The sequence below is a fragment of the Erythrobacter sp. genome, from assembly GCF_038133525.1.
In the GTDB taxonomy this organism is placed as follows: domain Bacteria; phylum Pseudomonadota; class Alphaproteobacteria; order Sphingomonadales; family Sphingomonadaceae; genus Qipengyuania.
Genome location: NZ_JAYPTL010000007.1, coordinates 40,906 through 59,510 on the forward strand (window position 1 = coordinate 40,906; position 18,605 = coordinate 59,510).

An 18,605-nucleotide genomic window follows, 5' to 3' on the forward strand; every position below is an offset into this window, starting at 1 on the left:
ATTATGAGCTGTCGGATACGATCTCGCTGTTCAGCAAGACCAGCTACCTCAACGGTTCGGCCGACACGCGCGGCCTTGTACCGGCAGGCGCACCGACGACGGTGGCCAACATTGCTGCAGGCTTCGGAGCTGGCGTTGGCAGCGTGACCTACCTCAATGGCGGCGAGGCATTCGACCCGTCCAATGCGGTGATCGAGGTTGGCGCATGGCGCGTCGACAAGGACCTCGAATCCTTCGTCACCGAGAACGGCCTGACCTTCGACTTCGGGTCGAACACCCTCACGGCCGGTGTGTATTACGCGTCGTTCTCATCGCGCGATCGCTGGAATCTCGGCAACTTCCTGCTTCTCGAAGCAGTCAGCAACCCGCGTATCCTAAGCCTGACGCTCGACGATGGCCGCGCGGTCACCCGCAACGGTTTCACCCGCGGCTCCTTCTTCAACGTCAATGCAGATTATGACGGCGAAGACGTAGCGGCCTACATCTCGGACGAATGGCAGGTTACCGACAAGCTTCGCGTCGACGCCGGTATCCGCTGGCATCGCCACGAAGTGAACGGAATCCTTGAGAATAACGACTTCGGCGTCGACACCGACGGCGATCCCGATACGCTGTACAACAATGGCGATGCTGTCCTGAACGGTACCTTCTCGACCATCAGCTATACCAAGGAAAAGGCTGCGTGGACGATCGGCGCCAACTACGCCTTCACCGACGATGTCGGTGCCTTCCTCCGGTACAGCCGCGGCAACAGCTTCCCGCAGTTCGACCAGCTGCGTGATGGTCTGCGCCTGGTCCAGGAAATCGACACCTATGAAGGCGGCCTGAAGGTCACCAAGGACACCTTCAGCGTGTTCGCTACCGTGTTCTACAATGAATTCAGTGGCATCCAGAACACCCAGATCGTCAATGGCGCCCCGATCCCCAACGTGGGTTCGGCAGATGCCTTCGGTGTCGAGATCGAAGGTGAACTGCGCCCGATCGACGGCCTGAGCCTCGGTGGCAACGTCACCTACCTCGATGCGAAGTACACTGACTTCTTCGCGCTCGACGGAACGGTCGACATCTCGGGCAACCGGCTGCAGCGCCAGCCTGAATGGCAGGCGCGCGGACGGGCGGCATACACGGCCAACTTCGGCAGTGTGGACGCAACCTTGTTCGGATCGATCCAGTGGGTCGATGATCGGTTCTCGGACAATCTGAACACACAGGTGCTCCCCTCGTATACCAAGGTCGATGCCGGCATCGCGTTCGACGTAAACCGCCAGCTGACCCTGACTGCCACGGCCGATAACCTGCTTAACTCGCATGGTCTGACCGAAGGCAATCCGCGGGCCATCGGTTCGCAGGGTGTCGGGCCCATCCTGGCACGCCCGATCCTGGGTCGGTCGTTCACCTTCAGCGCGCAGTTCAAGTTCTGAGCTGCATGCTAATCAAGAACCAAGGGACATAAGTCCCTGGATCTATCCCCGCCGGGCGGCTTCAATGCTACCCGGCGGGGCTACTAGTATAAGTTACGTGAGAGGATCGCAGATGCCAGCCAGCCGCCTTCGTGTGATCGGCGCCATAATCCTTGCCTACATGCTGTTCGCCATCCTGCTGAACAGCGTGGGCACCGTGATCCTCCAATCCATTGCATCGCTCGGTCAGACGAAGTCGAGCGCGGCGATCCTTGAGGCATTCAAGGACCTGCCCATTGCCATCACCTCATTCCTGGTTGCGTCATTCCTGCCGCGTTTCGGCCTGCGCAACAGTATGGCGCTTGCCTGTGGGCTGGTCAGCCTGGCCTGCATCGCCATGCCGCTGCTGCCTTCCTTCGCCATGACCAAGCTGCTGTTCGCTGTGACCGGCGCAAGCTTCGCGCTGATCAAGGTTTCGGCCTATTCGATGGTCGGGCTGATCGCCCGCGACAAGGCCGACCACGCAAGCCTGATCAGCACGATCGAAGGGTTGTTCATGATCGGCGTCCTGTCCGGCTACTGGCTGTTCAGCGCCTTCATCGACAGTGACAACCCCGCAGGCCTCGGTTGGCTCAACGTTTACTGGTTACTCGCCGGAATTTCGGCCGCGGTCGCACTTGTCGTGAAGACGACGAGCCTAGACGAGAGCGCGGCGCGGCGCGACGTCACGCCCAGCAGCGACTTCGCCGCCATGTTCGCGCTTGTTGCACGACCATTGGTGCTGGTGTTTCTCGTCTCCGCATTCCTCTATGTCCTGATCGAACAGGCCATCGGTACGTGGCTGCCGACCTTCAACAATGAAGTCCTCCACATGCCGCAGGCCATGAGCGTCATGGCGGCGAGCCTGTTCGCCGGTGCCACCGCAGCCGGCAGGCTGGGTGCCGGGTTCGTACTTCGTCGAGTGGCCTGGTTCCGTCTCATCACCGTCTGCATTGGTGCGATGGCCCTACTCGTCATCCTGACGCTGCCGCTGACCCGCGGCCTCGCCCCCAACCCCGAGATGAGCTGGGCAAGCGCGCCACTCGCCGCCTTCATCCTCCCGATGGTCGGCCTGTTCCTCGCGCCGATCTATCCCATCATCAATTCGCGCGTCCTGTCGGCACTGCCCAATTCCGAACATGCGGGAATGACCGGCCTGATTGTGGTCTTCTCGGCATTGGGCGGGACGACCGGCTCGTTCATCACTGGGCAAACGTTTGCTGCACTCGGGGGCCAAATCGCCTTCTATCTGTCGCTGATACCGATGGTTCTCCTGCTCGGGGCGATCACCATGTTCAGGCGGTTGAGCACACAATGAAGCGCTTCATTACACTGTGTTTGCTGGCCATTGCAGCGCCAGCAGCGGCTGAACCGGACTTACGCTTCGCCATCACCGAAGAGCGGATCCAGAACGAATTCTTCCGCGAGGGCCCCATCGCTGCCCACGCTGTCCTGCGCTCGGGGCATGAAGCGCGGCTAGTAGTCGCATTCCCGGCAGGCAATAGCGGCGTCGGACTTTGGTTCAGGGAAACGGCGCACTGGCAAGTCACGACCCCACTCCAGGCAAGCCAACAGCAGCTCGGCCATGACCGGGTGAGGCGCGGAGTGGTAGTGGAGGTTGCCGCTGATGCAGAGATCCTCACCGTCCAGCGCGCCCTGATCGGAAGCGTCCGCGTGCTGCGGAACTATGGCTATGGAAACCCCATTCCCACCGAAGTTGAGGCTACACCCACGGCAACTGGAAACAAGGTAATCTGGCAGCGCACGCGGCTCGATGGCAGTTCCGGTTATTTCATGGAAGTCGAGGTCCTGAACGGCGCTGCCTCCTTGCAGGACGGCGCGCTTGTACTGTCATCGACATCAGGCGGTTTGCGCCTCAGGGTTACGGCCCTGACCGGCGATGAACCGCTTGCACCGCTCATGATCGAAGACATCTTCAAACACCCGGCCTCAAACAGCCAGCTACAAAATTCCTTCGCCTTCCTGGCCTATCGCGAGAAGCTGCTGGCGGGATCCTGGCGGTTCAACACCTATTTCGGGCGCGACACGCTGATGACGCTAGCGCTCATGATGAATGAGCTGAAACCCGCGCCGATCGAGGCCGGTCTAAGCGCCGTCATCGAGCGCCTGAACGCAGATGGCGAAGTCGCCCATGAGGAGGGCATTGGCGAATTCGCGCTTATCGGCAAACCGCACCATGACGTCCGGCAACCAGACCTCGACTACAACATGGTCGACGACGATTTCATGTTGGCTCCCGTCCTGGCGGCTTACCTGCTCGATACCCCAGAAGGGCGTTCGCGATCGGCGGAGTTTCTGGAGCGCAGGAACAGCGCCGGAACCTCCTATGGCGAACTTGTCCTCCACAATCTCGCCTATGTCGCCCGCAGGGCTGCGCCTTTCGCGGCCGAACCGACGATCAGGAACATGATCCCCATCAGGCAGGGGCTCGAAGTCGGCGACTGGCGCGATAGCGTAACTGGCCTGGGTCGGGATGGACGCTACAGCTTCAGTATCAATGCCGCGCTCGTTCCGGCGGCGCTCGCTGCGGCACACCGGCTGGTCGAGAGCGGACTACTAGATCAGTTCCAGGCAGACCCCAATGGGCTGGGCGATCTCAAAGCTATGGCGGGCACATGGCAGGACAAGGCACCACCCTTGTTTACAGTGACAGTCCCAGCGCAGGACGCGCAGGCGCAGTTAGATGCCTATGCCCAAGATCTGGGACTCCGCGCGCCCGAGACTGAAGTGCGCGAACCCGCCCGCTTCCTGGCCTTGGCCCTCGACGGCGAGGGGCATCCCTTGCGCGTCATTCATTCCGATGTGGGCTACCTGCTGCTCTTCCTTCGGCCTGACGATGCAACCCTGAGAACCGCGATCGAGCCGACCATCATGCCCTTCCCGTTGGGCCTGATGAGTGAGGCCGGGCTGCTGACATCGAATCCTGTGTTTGCCAGCACCGACCGATGGGCGATGTTCGACAAGACCCGCTATCACGGGACCGTGGTCTGGTCATGGCAACAGGGCTTGCTTCGGTCAGGCATCCAGTGCCAGTTGCAGCGGGAAGACCTTTCTCGCTCCACAAGGCATCTGCTCGAGCTGGCCCACAGCAGAATTTCGCGAGCAATCGAGCAAACGGCAGCGCTGCAAGGCGCAGAACTCTGGTCATGGCGCGTTGAGGATGGCGAACCAATTGCGCAGCCTTATGGTCAGGCGACCGGAGACGAAACGGAATCCAACGCCGCCCAGCTTTGGAGCGCTATCGCTCTTTCGCCGCAAGGTCTTTGCGGGTCCTAGTAGGGAATGGCGCCGAAGCCTCGCCTCCGAAGGCAGCGGTCATTTCTGCAATACCACTGGCCAGTGGAACGTAGAGTGAAATCGCATTGGTTTCGTGCGGGATGGAATCGGTCGAAACGATCCTGGTGGCGCCACTTGCCAACAGATCCCGCTGCGCATGATCCGCGAAGACGGCGTGGGTGATCACGCAAACGGGGGCCGGCCAGCCCGCAGCAAGCAATTGCCTGATAACGTCCATCATCGTGCGACCGGTCGAAACAATGTCATCGACGACTACGGGCGTACCGGACGGGCGATTGTGCTCGTCGGGGCGGGTAACTGCGACCTGCCGATCGCCAGCCCGGCGCTTCTCCCAGACCTCGAACGGTAGCGACCCAAGCGAGGCGATCCGTTCAACCCACTGCCGGCTTTCACTATCCGGGCCAATCAATACGGGATCGGGGACATTCTGCCTGATCCACTCGGCAATCAGCGGCGCGGTTTCAATCCGCAAGGTGGGAATGGCGAAGAGTTGGTCTAGCGAGGCATTTCGATGCAGATGGGGATCGGCAGTGACCAGCCAATCGAAACCTTGTTCAAGGAAGCGGGCAAAGATCGGGGCGCTGATGGCTTGCCCGGCCGCGAAGCGGGTGTCTTGCCGCATATAGCCCAAATAGGGCGCCACCAGACCAACGCTGCGCGCACCCAGCTCCCTTGCCGTCGACGCGGCAAAGAGCAGCGGCAGTGCAAGCCGGTCCGGATCGCGTAGGGTAGCCAGGACTGCAATGTCATGGCCAGCGAGGCCCTCCGGGAGCGTGACCAGGCTTTCGCCATCGGGAAAGTGATGAAGGTCGATTGCACGCCAATCGCAACCGGCTTCGCGCGCCACGCATTCCGCCAGGCGTTCCATCCCCGGAAAGGCCAGGATCAGGGTCATGCCCCCTCGCCTATCTCGTAGGTCGATGGTTGCGTGCGGGCAAACTCGCTCGCCCACTCGAGCTCCCCGATGGTTTCGGCGTGGATCTCGAACAGCGGCTCGCCCTTCTCCACCCATTCGCCCAGCCGTTTGTGGACACGCACGCCGGCGGTCTTGCGACCGGGAGCCCCTGCCAGCTTGGCGATCCGGCCAATCCGGCGGTTGTCGATCGCCTTGACCCAGCCCGAACGCCCGGCCTGCTCCTCGGCACGAAAGCGCGCGATGCCCGGTTCGTGAAAGCCGCCCTGCGCCTCGCAGATGGCCAGGAACTTGGCCAAGGCCCGCCCATCATCAAGCAGGTCTTCGGCCAGCTTCCTGCCATCGTCGCTCCCAGGGCGGGCAAGATCGATGAGCTTCCCGGCCAGGGCGAGCGAATGCTCCCGCAGGTCGGCCGGTGCGTCTGCCTCACGCCTCAGGACGGACAGGACGTCTTTGGCCTCCAGTGCAGGCCCTATTCCCCTACCCACCGGGGCGGCGCCATCGCTGCGGTGGATGCAAAGATTCATGCCCAGCCCCCGCGCCACCGCGCTCATCCGGTTGGAAAGGGAGTGTGCGGCCTTGGGCGATCGGACCTTGGCCGTCGGACCGATAGGCATATCGATCAGGACATGGTTCGATCCTGCCGCTGCCTTCTTGGATAGCACGCTCGCCACGAGCTGGCCGTCGCTATCGAAATCGAGTGGCCGCTCGATCCTGATAAGCAGGTCATCGGCGGGGCTGAGGTCCAGGCCTCCGCCCCACACCAGGCACCCGCCCTCTTGCTCGACCACGCGGCGCAACTCAGCGATACCGAGAGCAACCGGGGTCATCACCTCCATGGTATCGGCGGTACCGGCGGGAGAGGTGATCGCCCGGCTCGATGTCTTGGGAATCCAGAAACCCGCCGCCGCCGCAATCGCCACGATGATCGGGGTTGTGCGATTGCCCGGAATGCCACCCACACAATGCTTGTCGAGCACCAGCCGGTCGCCCCAGTCGAGGGTCTGGCCGGATTCCTGCATTGCGCGGGTCAGGGCCAACGTCTCTTTCACATCCAGTCGCTGGCCCGCACAGGCAGTTATGAAGGCGGCGATATCGAGATCGGAAAGGCGATAGGAAATCACGTCATCGACGATCTTCCTGAATTCGACCTTGTCGAGCCTCTGGCCATAAACCTTGCCACGGATGATCGAGGCGCTGTGTGCGGGCTCGGGATGGCGGAACGATCCCCTTTCGCCCGGCGAAACACCCAGCCGCGCCCACGCCGCCTCGCTCAGCGCAGCGGTATCGGGCGGCAGCCAGTCCGCGCTCGTGACCACGTTCAGAAGGGCGATGATGGTTCGCCCTCCGACCGAAATTTCGATCCGGGTCTGCGAACTGAACCCCTCCGCCCGGCACAGGTGGCAGTCTTCCCGCATGTAGACGACAGGCTGGCGATAGGTATCGATGCCGGCGCGAACCAGTGGGATCGAGTGAATGTCTGTGCTCATTCGGGCGCCACGATATCGATACGCTCGAGGTGCTCAGGCACGCGAACCTTCCAGCCGAGTTCATGATCGATCCGGAAGCGCAGCGCGTCTGCGGCTTCCGGCTCACCGTGCGTTACATAGGTCATGCCGGGTGCTGGGGCGTCGCGCATCCAGGCGAGCAATTCGTCGGTATCGGCATGGCCCGATAGTGCCTCGAGCTGGACTACTTCGGCACCAATGGAGACATCCTGGCCGAAGATTCGAAGCGCGCGATCCCCGCGCACGAGCGCCGCTCCGCGGGTGCCGCCCGCCTGAAAGCCCGAAAGCACGATTGCATTGCGCGGGTCGCCACCGAAACTCACGACATGGTGGAGTATCCGGCCACCAGACAGCATCCCACTGGCCGAGATGATGATCTTGGGTTCGGTATTGCGATTGAGGGCCTTCGACTCCTCGACCGTCCGAACCCTTTGGGCGAGCTCGAACATCGCCTCGCATTCCTCGCGGCTGACTTCATGTTCCTCATGATGGCGATGATAGATCCGGGTCGCATTCACCCCCATCGGCGTGTTGAGGTACACCGGTATCGGCGGAATCGCACCCCGTGCGCGCAACCGCGCGATATGCAGCATGACCGCCTGGACCCTTCCGACGGCGAAGGCGGGAACCAGGATCGTGCCCCCGCGCTTTGCGACGCGATTGATCACCTCCCCTATCTCGGCTTCTGCATCGACCTGCGGATGGCGCCGGTTTCCGTAAGTGGATTCGACAACGAGGATGTCGGCCCCCGGGAATGGTTGAGGGTCGCGCATGATGGCATCCGTAGGGCGCCCGATGTCGCCGCTGAAATAGATCGACCGACCGCCAAGCGACAGGTGGATGGAGGCGGCGCCCAACAGATGCCCCACCGGAATGAAGCGGGCTACAGTGTCCTGACCAAGGTCAACATCCTGCTCAAAGGCCACCGGAACGAACCGCTCGAGCGCGGCCCTTGCGTCGTCCAGCGTATAGAGCGGCTTGGGATCGCGATGCCTCGAGAAGGCCTTGCGCCGCGCATATCCAGCTTCCTCCTCCTGCAAATGCGCGCTGTCGAGCAGGAGCAACTCGCACAGTTCAACAGTGGAGCCGGTCGCATAGATGGGCCCGCTGAAGCCGTTTCGCACCATCGCGGGCAGATACCCCGAATGATCGAGATGGGCATGGGTGAGAAGCACCGCAGAGATGCTCTTCGGATCGACGGGGAATGGATTCCAATTGCGCAGCCTGAGCTGCTTGTACCCCTGGAACAGCCCGCAATCGACGAGCAATCGCCGACCTTTGTCTTGGACCAGATAGCGCGAGCCCGTCACGGTGCCCGTCGCGCCAAGAAAGCTCAGCGACGGCTCATCTGCATCAGGCATGCCCACGCCTCCAATCACAAGTGATGCCCCGGACCATTATCGGATTTGGCTATAACCCCCAAATAGGTAGCCGAATACAGCGATATACCTGACCAGCGATCGCCTGGTTCACGAACTACCCGGAAAATCGAATGATTGACGAGGGATGCGCCAGTCGCGAGCATTGGCCGCGATGGACCAGATTGAGATGCTTGCCGTGCTTCTCGCGATCGTTTTCGCGGTCAATCTCCTGCCCGCTTTCGGCCCACCAACCTGGACGATCATTGCGATCTACGGGCTCGCCAGCGATCTGCCGCTGGTCCTGATTGTCTTCGCTGGCGCGCTGGCCGCGGCTAGCGGCAGGCTGGTCCTCGCCTGTGCCTTTCGCCTCCTCGGCGATCACATACCCCAGAAGACACGTGACAATCTCCAGGCCGCACGGCTCCTTTTCGAGCGCAATCGCCGCAACGGGATCATAGGGATCGCCGTCTTCGCGCTATCCCCTTTCCCTTCGGCACAGTTGTTCGAGGCGATCGGGCTCGCCAAACTGCCATTGATCAGGTTCACCCTGGCCTTCTTCGCGGGCCGCCTCGTCTCCTATGCACTCTATGCAGCCACAGCGAAGCAGCTCCGGGAAACCACTCTGGGTAGCGAGTTCGCACGAATGTTCTCGGATCCCTGGGTCTTGGGCATCGAACTGGCAATGATCGCCGCTCTCGTCGGCCTGCTAAGGATCGATTGGAGACGCATTCTCGATCGACGATCCTGATCCGAATAATATGCGATAGATGGAACGCTAGGCAGCCTGCCCGCAATCAAGAGTCCCAAAATAGGCCGCCTTCGCAACAATGTGCGTTCGCACTTGCAAAAAGGGTTAATAAACATAAAACTGGCACCGACCGGGGAAGTTTACGGTGGGTTCCCCCTGCCGAAAGCCGACAGCCCGGCACGACAGGTCGCAAGGAATATCTCGAAGGATTGGTTACTGCATCAGGCCTGTTGTGCCAGCAAAGGGAAACATCGTGCGGGGGCATGACATTTTCGTTTCTTACAGCCGGGAGGACCGCAACGCGGCCAAGCGCTTTGCCGCGCTCCTCGAAAGCGAGGGCTTCTCGGTATGGTGGGACGCGGCAATCCATTCCGGCGAGTCCTTCGACGAAGTAATCGAGCAGAAACTGCGTGCCGCGAAAGCAGCCGTCGTGCTGTGGTCTCCGCGATCGGTTTCCTCGCGCTGGGTCCGTGCGGAAGCCACCCTGGCCGACAAGCGCCACATCTTCGTGCCGGTGATTATCGAAAAATGCGACCTGCCGATCATTTTCGAGCTCACGCACACGACCGACCTTTCCCAGTGGGACGGGGATCGCGGGGCTGACGATTGGCAAAGACTAATCGAAGATATTCGCCTTTTGGTCGCGCCCCATGAGGCTGAGCCATTGGCCCCCACGCCGCGAGCCAGAGGTTTCCTGCTTGCCGACGATGCCCTCACGCCACCTGCAGCCGCAAAGGCGGTGGAACCCGTTCGGGCAGTTTCCGGCGAAGCACCGTTTGCGCGGCATCCGGTCGCGCCCACACAACCCGACGCCGAAACCGAACAGACAGCTTTCTACTCGCGGTCCGATGCCCAGCTTCATGCCGGCGGTGAAGTTCACTGCCTTGAGGTCGGTCCCGTCGAGGATCCGCTGGTGCGCCATCCGATCGGCATACTCGGCGCCAAGCTGGGTCGATCCGCCCCATCGGACATCATCTTTGCCGACAAACGCATCTCGCGCCGGCATTGCGAGGTCGAGGTACGCGATGGCGAAATGGTGGTGACCGATCTCCAATCGACCAACGGGACATTCATCGATGGCCAGAGAATCGAAGCACCTACTGTACTGCCGCCCGATTCCGAACTGATGCTGGGGGATGTGGTGCTTACCCACCGCATCCGCGAGCTAGCCGATCTGAATTGACAGAGGCTCCTTGGATCAAGGCCATCCCCCCCGCCCGAGGCTTGCCCTCAATGTAGGCATCACTGGACATCGAGCGAAAGCGCTCGGCGAAGACCTGTTCGGTCCCGTTCGCGAAAATCTCGATGTCATCTTCTCGAACCTGAAGCTGGCCGCGCATGAACTGCATCGGCGCGAGCACGCGTTGTTCGACGAGCTTGACCCGATAATCCGTCTCCACACGCCGCTGGCGACAGGCTCAGACCAGCTCGCCGCGCAAAGCGCGCGGGCAAACGGGTATCAGCTGCGGGCACTGCTGCCGTTCAAGGTCTCCGAATACTCACAGGACTTCATCGGTGCCGAGCTCGACGAGTTCCGGGAATATCTCGAGGACGCCGACAACGTCATGACACTGCCGGGAGACCGTTCTGCCAGCGATGCCTATGTGCTCGTCGGCAAGGCGGTTATCGCCGCCTCCGACATTATCGTGGCCATCTGGGATGGAGAGCCAGGCAACGGCCCCGGCGGAACCGCCCATGTCGTCGAACTGGCATTGCGCGAGGGCGTCCCGGTCGTCCATCTGCATATCGACCGGACCAAGGTCGAGGCATCGAATGTCCGGCTGATAATCGGCGGCGATATCGCCGAGCCGGAACTTGGCCAGATCGATAACCTTGATGATTACACGGCGCTGCTGGCGAATACCCTAGCCCCGCATGAGCGGATCGAACGGCTTCACATTCTTGAGTACTATCAGGAAGTCGAAAACCGACGGAACCTCCGGATCGAATATCCTGTCATGCTGGCGATGCTGGGGGTGAGGTCACTGCCATCGCATCCCTGGCGTCAGGACGCGATCTCCGCCGATATCGAGCGGGACCGTTCGGTCATTCGCGACCAGTACCCGGCGTCGCTCAGAATGCCGCTGGAGCGCGGCTATGGCTGGGCCAATTTCCTTGCAATCCGATATGCCCAGCGCTTTCGTTCCGGCCACATCACCAATTATGCGCTCTCGGCCCTCGCGGTGATCGTCGCGCTGACCGGCCTGCTGACCCCTGCTATCAAGATCTATCTGGTGATGCTCGAACTCCTGCTGATCGGGGCGCTGTTCTACAACACTTCGGCAGGCAAGAAGGGCGACTGGCATCGCCGCTGGCTTCAATATCGGCATCTCGCCGAGTCCTTGCGCCCGCTGCTTTATCTCAAACGTGTGGGGCTTACCGGCCCTCCGTTCCGCAGCGATCTGATATCCGGTGCGCATCGCAAGGAAGCCGGGACCGACTGGACACGTTGGTACACCGCCGCGATCTGGCGCGAGATGGCAAGCCCGGGTGGCGAAATGTCACACGCGCAGGTCAAGGAACTGGCGCGGGCGGCGATCAAGGAACAGGTCGTCCCTCAGGCGGAATATCACGACGTCAACGCCAGGCGGATGCGCAAGCTGGACCATCGCCTGCACGAAGTCGGAAACTTCCTGATGGGGGCGGTGATCGCAACCTGTGTGCTCTTCATCATGGGCTATTACACCGTGCCGGATATCGTGCATTCGATGACGCCCGTGATCGTCTTCCTCACCGCTGGCCTCCCCGCCGCAGGCGCGGCCGTCTTCGGGATGCGTGGCCATGGAGAGCATCTTCTCCAGGCCAACCGTTCGGTGGAATCGGCCGCCGCGCTGCGCGAGAACGCGAGGCGGCTGGACGAGTTGGACGATATCGAGGACCTGGCAGCAGAACTGCAGGTGACGTCCTACATCATGCTGGCTGACCTCAACGAATGGACCACGACCTATAGTGAACGGTCGCTCGAGGTTCCTGCCTGACCCGAAAGTCCGACCAATGCGAAGCTCCAGTTGTGGGGTTTCAAACGCATATCGACCATGCCTTCACTTGGCACACCCGCGAAATGGGTTGCTATCGACATTGCAGCGAACGCGAAAAGCAGGATAAGCTGGCGTTACAATAAAATGGGTTCGTGGGGGGCTCTGACATGCGCTTTCATTCTGCCAGCCGGACAGACGTCGGCCTGAAGCGCAAGATCAACGAAGATGCACTGCTTGACTGCCCCGATCGATCGATCTGGGTCGTGGCCGACGGAATGGGCGGACACGAATCCGGCGAAGTAGCCAGTGCCATGGTGGTGGAAGCTATCGAGCAGTCGGTGACCGAGATCGAACTTGGGCCGGCACTGCAACAGGTCGAAACCGCGCTGCAGCAGGCCAATGGCGCGATGGTCGAAATGATGGTCGGCGATCGCTTGCGCAAGATGGGAAGCACGGCAGTTGGCCTGGTGGTCGCCGATGACGGCCGCTACTTCTGCTTTTGGGTCGGGGACAGTCGCGCCTATCACGTGCGCGGCGGCCGGATCACGCAGATTACGCGCGATCATTCACTCGTGCAGAAGCTGATCGACAACCGACTGCTATCTCCGGAGGATGCCGCCAACCATCCGGACGCCAATGTGATCACTCGTGCTGTCGGCGCCGACAAGCTGCTGGAGGTTGATCATGTTGTCGAGGTTGCCCAGCCAAACGACATTTTCGTTCTCGCCAGCGACGGCCTTACGCGCTGTGTCGAAGACGATGAAATCTGCAGAATTGTGACGTCTGGCAACCCTACCCAAGCCTGCAATGAGCTTGTCGACATGGTTTTGTCACGCGGCGCGCCGGACAATGTCAGCGTAATCGTGGTCCGGGTCGTCTAGTATCGGATAGGATCCTATCGCTCGAGGATCGCTCTCGCGGCACGCGAACCCTGCAACATCGAGCTGACATACTGGCTCGTCTGGCGACCTTGTGCCAGCAACTGCTCCGCCTCGGCCGGCGTCTTCGCTCCGCGCATCGAACGTTTGAGCGTGTCCAGGTACCGCTTGTAATCGCGCGCAGCCCCGGCGTTGCTTTCTAGCGTCTGAAATGCCTTCTTGGCATCATCGCTTGCATCCCGGCCAGGTTCCCTGGTTCGTGCCAGCTTGATTACCTCATTGGCCTGTCCATCGGTGGCATCCGACAGGCGATTGAGCTCCTGGCTGATTTGCTCAACCGTGCGCCCGGACGCGGCTTGCGTCACGCTGGCGCTGGGCGACGGGGTACTGCTTGCCGATGCTTCCGCCGTCGGGGAATCGCTCGGCTTCGGCTTGCGCGGGTTGTCCATCAGCGCTTGCGCGGCTGCGCCGTCGTAGGAAGCGACGGCAAGGATGGCTTTCTGGGCCAGCGGCAAGGCGTCCTCGGCAGACTTTGATCCGCGCAAATCCTCGATCGATTGCCGCGCCGTCCGCAGACTTTCGGCGACTGCCGCGGCCCGTTTCTGCAATGCCGGGCTTTCCTTGGCCGCCGAATTCTCCCTGCGGGGATCCGCCCAAGGCGCCGCACTCACAAGTTCACGTGTCTCAGCGGTCAGGACTTGGGACAATCCGACGCCCAGTTCCGACAGGCTGGCACGGGTCAGCTCTGCGATGCGCAGGCGGTTGAATCCGATGTCGCCTTCGCGGGAAGGATTATCCACCAGCGAAGCGTTTTCGGTTTCGAGGCTATCAATCCGCTTTGCGCGCGCCTCCAGCGCGTCAACCAGTTTGGGATCGATCTTCTTGTCGCGTGCCAGCGCAACAAGTTTGGCGAGCGCAGGGCCGAAGCCGTCCACATGCGAGATTTCCTCGACCGCGGCCGCCGGATCCTCGGCCGGTTCGGGAGCGTCACCACCGCTGGAAAGCACCCAGGTCAGCCCTGCGATCGCTGCCAGCGCAGCTGCGCCGCCGATCATCACCGGACGCGTCAGGCGCTTGGGTTCTCCGGTCTTGGCCGCAGGTAACGGCTTGCCGTCCTTCACCGGCTTCTTGTCAGCGGGCTTCTTCGGCCCAGAGGCAGGCGCGGCCTTGCCGTCCGCAGCCGCCACGCCAACCGGCTCCAGCGCATTCTTGCGCTTGCCGGACTTCGCATCGTCTGCAGGTTTCGGCGTCGCCGCAGCGGGAGGCGCGGATTCGGGCGTCGGGGGATCGACAGGGCGAATATCCGGGATCGCGCTGGCCATCGGAACGATCCGGGTCGCTTCATCATCATCGTCGTCTTCGACGATGTCCCCGGGGTTAATTGGCGGCGCTTCCGCCTCGTCGAACATCGCCAGCCATTCGGATAGCGATCGCGGACGCTCGCTCGGCTTGATGATCATGGCGGCATCGACCGCCGCCAGGAAGGCACGGCTGTAGCCGGGCCAGTTGCCGTCGACCAGCGCGGGCTCCTTCTCGCCGTGGAGCCGCTCGAGAACTTCCGCCGGCTTTTCGCCGGTGATGCATCGATAGAGCACCACGCCGAGGGCATAGATATCGGTCCACGGCCCCTGCTCGTAGGTTTTCACATACTGTTCGATCGCCGCATAAGGCGGCGTGTGGAAGGTCACGGTAGTGCTGGTGACACCTTCGGCCTCGAACCGGGCAGAGCCGAAGTCGATCAAGACCGGCTGGCCGCTGTCGGTAATGAGGATGTTCGATGGCTTGATGTCGCGGTGCAGCACCCCAACCCGATGCGCACGCTCAAGGCCTGATGCGACGGGCAACACCATTTCGCGCAGCTTGGCCTCATCGAATTTCTCGCCGCGCTTGATCACATCGGTGAGAGAGACGCCATCTTCGAAGTCCATCACCATGTAAGCAGTGCCGTGGATCTCGAACAGGCTGCGTACGCTCACGATGTTGGGATGGCGCGAGGGTGTCGAGAGGTTCCACAGCAGCTTAGCCTCCTCAACGAATTTCTTGAGGCCCAGCGCATGCACTTCTTCCGCGTCGGAATCGATCGGCACGACGGTCGATTCATCATCGCGTTCGCTGATTGCGCTGGGGAAGTATTCCTTGATCGCGACAAGTTCGTCGAAATAGATGCCGCGGCCCTTGTAGACGATCCCGAAGCCGCCCACGCCGAGCACCTCCTCGAGGCGCCATTCGCGCAGTATCGTTCCGGACGGAAGCGCCTTGTTGCTATAGGCCTTGGTCATCGAAACGTGCGCCCCCCGGACATGCGAAACAACCCGGTGGGGTGAATTGCACAGGCTAACGCGCTTTGCCAGCCTCACATTATCGCCAACTGAGACTTGCGCCACGACACAACGTTTACAAGAGCCAACCAACAACTCCTAGCAGGGCGACTTTAATGACTCTGATCGCCCCATTTGGATATCCACGTGCGCAGCAACAGTAAATGACGGTAGTCTCTCGTTCACCGTATCCATATGTACTGGAGCGGCCAGCGAAGTCTCTGTCCCGTGAGCGGTACAACGAAAGCGGCCGGACCACTGACCGCCATTCCTAGAGATAACTGGGGGAGGTCACGTCATGGCCATCAGAGAATCAATCTCACAAGCAAGGGGGCTCGCTGCGCCTATTGATTGAAACACGGACCCTTCCGGGGGGGCACTAACTAGGCGTAGGCATCAGATGGTTGAATGGACGTAATTCGAAATGGATTAATGCAAAAATTGGAATAGAGAGCTTGGAACCAATAGGGGTGCCCATCCCGGTGGATATCGGCTGCTAACAGCGGGCTGAACCTGTTCCACCATTGGCGCATAGTCTCGTGGCAGGCGTCGATGCCGCGTTCGGCCAGAAGGTCCTGGACGATCCTCAGTGGCAATGGGAACCGGACATACATCATCGCCACCAGCCGGATCACCTCAGGCGAGTAGTCGAAATATCGAAAATGGCTGACAGCCTTTTCGGGCGAAGCATCTCACCGCCCTGCCCGCTCAACCCTTAAGGCAGGTGCGTTTGCTTTGACAGGCCTCACCCAGCCGCACCCTAGAGCTGACCAGTCGCGGTGAGGCCGCTCCAGCCCATCAGTATCATTACGAGCGCCACCAGGACGCGTGGATGGACGAAACTGATCGTCGGACGGGTAATAAAGACTTCCGTATGTTCGAGCGCGGCGAATTTGTGTTCGCCGGCGGCAGGCATCGCCGGGTCGGTGACCATCTCGAGCAGGTCGCGTAGCGAGCGATAGCGCACCACAGCGACGCGATCGATAGACCTTCCAAATTCGCCCAGCATAAGCCCCGCACGCTCGCTGACGAACACCGGATGGCCCGCCCGGGAAAGCAAGATCGGCATGAGTGACCTGGTGTATGCGGCTTCGGCTTCCTCCGCCGCTACTCCCTCTCTCCTCGTTTCGAGATTGACCGCGTAGAACTCCTTACCGTCGTCTAGCGGTATCATGTCGGCGAGATTTCGAGTCAGGCTGCCCGGCGGCGCTTCCACGCGGCTGACGCCATGCATTTGCTCCATCCGCGAAAGCAGCCTGTCGCCCTCGGCGGCGCTCAGTGGCCGTCCGTTCCCCCCGTACCAGAGCCAGAAGGCTGCGTAGATCACGGCAAGCAACGACAGCCAGATCCAACCCGCCAGGTCCATGACTTCCTCCCGCCTCAGTTCGGCCAGTAGATGAATTCGTCGCCGGGCTCGAAGCGTTCGGCCAGCGTCTTGTCGACCATGATCGCACTGTCGGTGACGCTAGGATAAAGCGGCGGTCGGCGCCCACGATGATGAGCATTGAGCAACGCCTGCAGCTCGGCGCGCTTGTCGGGGTGCCGGTCGATCAGGTTGGCCTGCTCGGTCGGATCGCTGGCGAGGTCGTAGAGCCAGGCCTTGCGCTGCTTCTCGTTGACTTGAAGCTTCCAGTTTCCAGCCCGCACAACCTTGTAGTAGCCGCTGTTCCAGAACAACGGGGCTTCGGGGCGATCGATTGGGCCTGCTCCCGTGAGTGCTGGCAGCAGGTTCCGTCCATCGATGGTGACGCCCCTCGGCAACTTTGCCCCGGCCAACGTAGCCAAGGTCGGCATCAGGTCAACGTGGCCGACGGGCATTTCGATCCTGGTTCCGGGCCTGATCCGCGCCGGCCAACGAAAGACCAGCGGCACCCGGATTCCGCCTTCGAAAAAATTGATCTTGAAGCCGCGATAAGGCGCATTGACTTCGGGCAAGCCGATGTAACCCGCCCCGCCATTGTCGCTCGAAAGAACGATTAGTGTGTTATCGGCCAGGCCTTCGGCCTTCAGCTTGGCCATGATTCGACCCACACTGCGATCGAGCGAGCGGACCATCGCGGCATGGACCCGGCGACGATGCGGGGTGATATTGCCGACCGCCTCGTAGTCCTCCTTGGTCGCCTGCAAGGGGGTATGGACGCCCCAATGTGCAAGGTAGAGGAAGAAAGGTCGGTTGCGGTTGGCTTCGATCACCTTCAGCGATTCGTCGGTCCAGTAGTCGGCCAGATAGCCTCCCGGCGCAAACCACGGCCCCCCATTGTAGGATGTGGCGAAGCGCATGGAAGCCCACAGAAAGCGGTCGATCGGATCGAAATCAACCTTGGCATTGACCACGTCCGGGTCATCTTCGGGCAGATGCAGACCGCTTTCCATCATCAGGCTCTCATCAAAGCCTTGATCGATCGGGTGGAATCCCCTGGCATTCCCCAGGTGCCACTTGCCAATGTGGACGGTGTGATAGCCGCGCGTCTTGAGAACCTCCGCGATCGTCACCTCTTCGCCAGGCAGCCCCTGGTCGGCAAAAGCGGGCGCGGCAGCGTCGATCTCAGCGTGATAGCTGCTGCGTGGCAGATCGGGCCGGATCTGGTCGGTCGCCATTGCAACGAGGCGTCCGAAGCCGTTGGGCGTGGGAGTATACTCGAAGCCGGTCCTGGTGGAATAGCGCCCGGTCATCAATTGCGCGCGCGACGGAGCGCAAGTGGCATTGCCGGCATATGCCTGTGTAAAGAGCGCGCCCTGGGCTGCCATCCGGTCGATATTGGGTGTCGGCACCCGCCTGCGGGCTACGCCACCGCCGAAAGTCGAGATATCGTTGATGCCAAGGTCATCGAACAGGATGAAGACGATGTTCGGCGGCAGGTCGGCCGTGCGATCGGAGACCTCATCGGGCCCGCGCTGCCATGCGATCGGCCGATTGGGCCCGACTTCGGTCTTGCCTGTCCTGTAGTGGACATAGGCAAGCGCGAGGGTGGTCCGATTCAAATAGGCGATACCACCGAGCGCGACAGCCGACGACACCAGCACCATCGCGATTTTCTGCCACCGCCGCATCGCCCATTCCCCGCACCACTGCGCCGCTTGCACGATCAGGGCTTGCGGCGTTTACATATATTGGCATATTAAGTGTCATTAAAAAAGTCAACG

13 protein-coding genes are annotated in these 18,605 nt (G+C 61.3%); 7 read left to right on the forward strand and 6 right to left on the reverse strand.

What is annotated here, in order from left to right:
• From AAFM29_RS03155 to AAFM29_RS03165, 3 genes are all read left to right on the forward strand, one after another.
• On the forward strand, nucleotides 1-1,421 hold a 1,421-nt coding region (locus AAFM29_RS03155; RefSeq protein ID WP_341711378.1), incomplete at its 5' end, for a TonB-dependent receptor.
• 112 nt (nucleotides 1,422-1,533) lie between these two features.
• Nucleotides 1,534-2,757: an MFS transporter gene (locus AAFM29_RS03160; RefSeq protein ID WP_341711379.1), complete on the forward strand. Its 1,224-nt coding sequence runs from the start codon at nucleotides 1,534-1,536 to the stop codon at nucleotides 2,755-2,757.
• Nucleotides 2,754-4,736, forward strand: a complete 1,983-nt coding sequence (locus AAFM29_RS03165) for a hypothetical protein (RefSeq protein ID WP_341711380.1) — start codon at nucleotides 2,754-2,756, stop codon at nucleotides 4,734-4,736. The genes AAFM29_RS03160 and AAFM29_RS03165 overlap by 4 nt, the downstream gene beginning before the upstream one ends.
• Here AAFM29_RS03165 and AAFM29_RS03170 read toward each other — a convergent pair.
• From AAFM29_RS03170 to AAFM29_RS03180, 3 genes are read right to left on the reverse strand one after another with little or no spacing between them, the layout of a single operon-like run.
• On the reverse strand, nucleotides 4,699-5,652 hold the full coding sequence (locus tag AAFM29_RS03170; RefSeq protein ID WP_341711381.1) for a ribose-phosphate diphosphokinase: 954 nt from the start codon (nucleotides 5,650-5,652) through the stop codon (nucleotides 4,699-4,701). The genes AAFM29_RS03165 and AAFM29_RS03170 overlap by 38 nt on opposite strands.
• A complete protein-coding gene (locus AAFM29_RS03175) occupies nucleotides 5,649-7,160 on the reverse strand; it encodes a thymidine phosphorylase family protein (RefSeq protein ID WP_341711382.1) in 1,512 nt (503 codons plus the stop codon). Before AAFM29_RS03175 ends, AAFM29_RS03170 begins: the two co-directional genes overlap by 4 nt.
• Nucleotides 7,157-8,539 (reverse strand): MBL fold metallo-hydrolase, encoded by a 1,383-nt coding sequence (locus tag AAFM29_RS03180; RefSeq protein ID WP_341711383.1) that lies wholly within the window; start codon nucleotides 8,537-8,539, stop codon nucleotides 7,157-7,159. The genes AAFM29_RS03175 and AAFM29_RS03180 overlap by 4 nt, the downstream gene beginning before the upstream one ends.
• Before the next feature lie 172 nt (nucleotides 8,540-8,711).
• Between AAFM29_RS03180 and AAFM29_RS03185 the strand changes: the two genes are divergently transcribed.
• The 4 genes from AAFM29_RS03185 (at nucleotide 8,712) to AAFM29_RS03200 (ending at nucleotide 13,146) form a co-directional block, all read left to right on the forward strand.
• On the forward strand, nucleotides 8,712-9,287 hold the full coding sequence (locus tag AAFM29_RS03185; protein WP_341711384.1) for a hypothetical protein: 576 nt from the start codon (nucleotides 8,712-8,714) through the stop codon (nucleotides 9,285-9,287).
• A gap of 253 nt (nucleotides 9,288-9,540) precedes the next feature.
• Nucleotides 9,541-10,470 (forward strand): TIR domain-containing protein, encoded by a 930-nt coding sequence (locus AAFM29_RS03190; protein ID WP_341711385.1) that lies wholly within the window; start codon nucleotides 9,541-9,543, stop codon nucleotides 10,468-10,470.
• 10 nt (nucleotides 10,471-10,480) lie between these two features.
• Nucleotides 10,481-12,265, forward strand: coding sequence for a hypothetical protein (locus AAFM29_RS03195; RefSeq protein ID WP_341711386.1), 1,785 nt, complete (start codon nucleotides 10,481-10,483; stop codon nucleotides 12,263-12,265).
• Nucleotides 12,266-12,432: 167 nt separating this feature from the next.
• A complete protein-coding gene (locus tag AAFM29_RS03200; RefSeq protein WP_341711387.1) occupies nucleotides 12,433-13,146 on the forward strand; it encodes a protein phosphatase 2C domain-containing protein in 714 nt (237 codons plus the stop codon).
• Nucleotides 13,147-13,160: 14 nt separating this feature from the next.
• Here the strand turns inward: AAFM29_RS03200 and AAFM29_RS03205 are convergent, their stop codons facing one another.
• The 3 genes from AAFM29_RS03205 to AAFM29_RS03215 form a co-directional block, all read right to left on the reverse strand.
• Nucleotides 13,161-15,422 (reverse strand): serine/threonine-protein kinase, encoded by a 2,262-nt coding sequence (locus tag AAFM29_RS03205; RefSeq protein WP_341711388.1) that lies wholly within the window; start codon nucleotides 15,420-15,422, stop codon nucleotides 13,161-13,163.
• Nucleotides 15,423-16,221: 799 nt separating this feature from the next.
• Nucleotides 16,222-16,827, reverse strand: a complete 606-nt coding sequence (locus AAFM29_RS03210) for a hypothetical protein (RefSeq protein WP_341711389.1) — start codon at nucleotides 16,825-16,827, stop codon at nucleotides 16,222-16,224.
• Between the two features lie 14 nt (nucleotides 16,828-16,841).
• A complete protein-coding gene (locus AAFM29_RS03215; RefSeq protein ID WP_341711390.1) occupies nucleotides 16,842-18,512 on the reverse strand; it encodes a sulfatase in 1,671 nt (556 codons plus the stop codon).
• Between the last annotated feature and the right edge of the window lie 93 nt (nucleotides 18,513-18,605).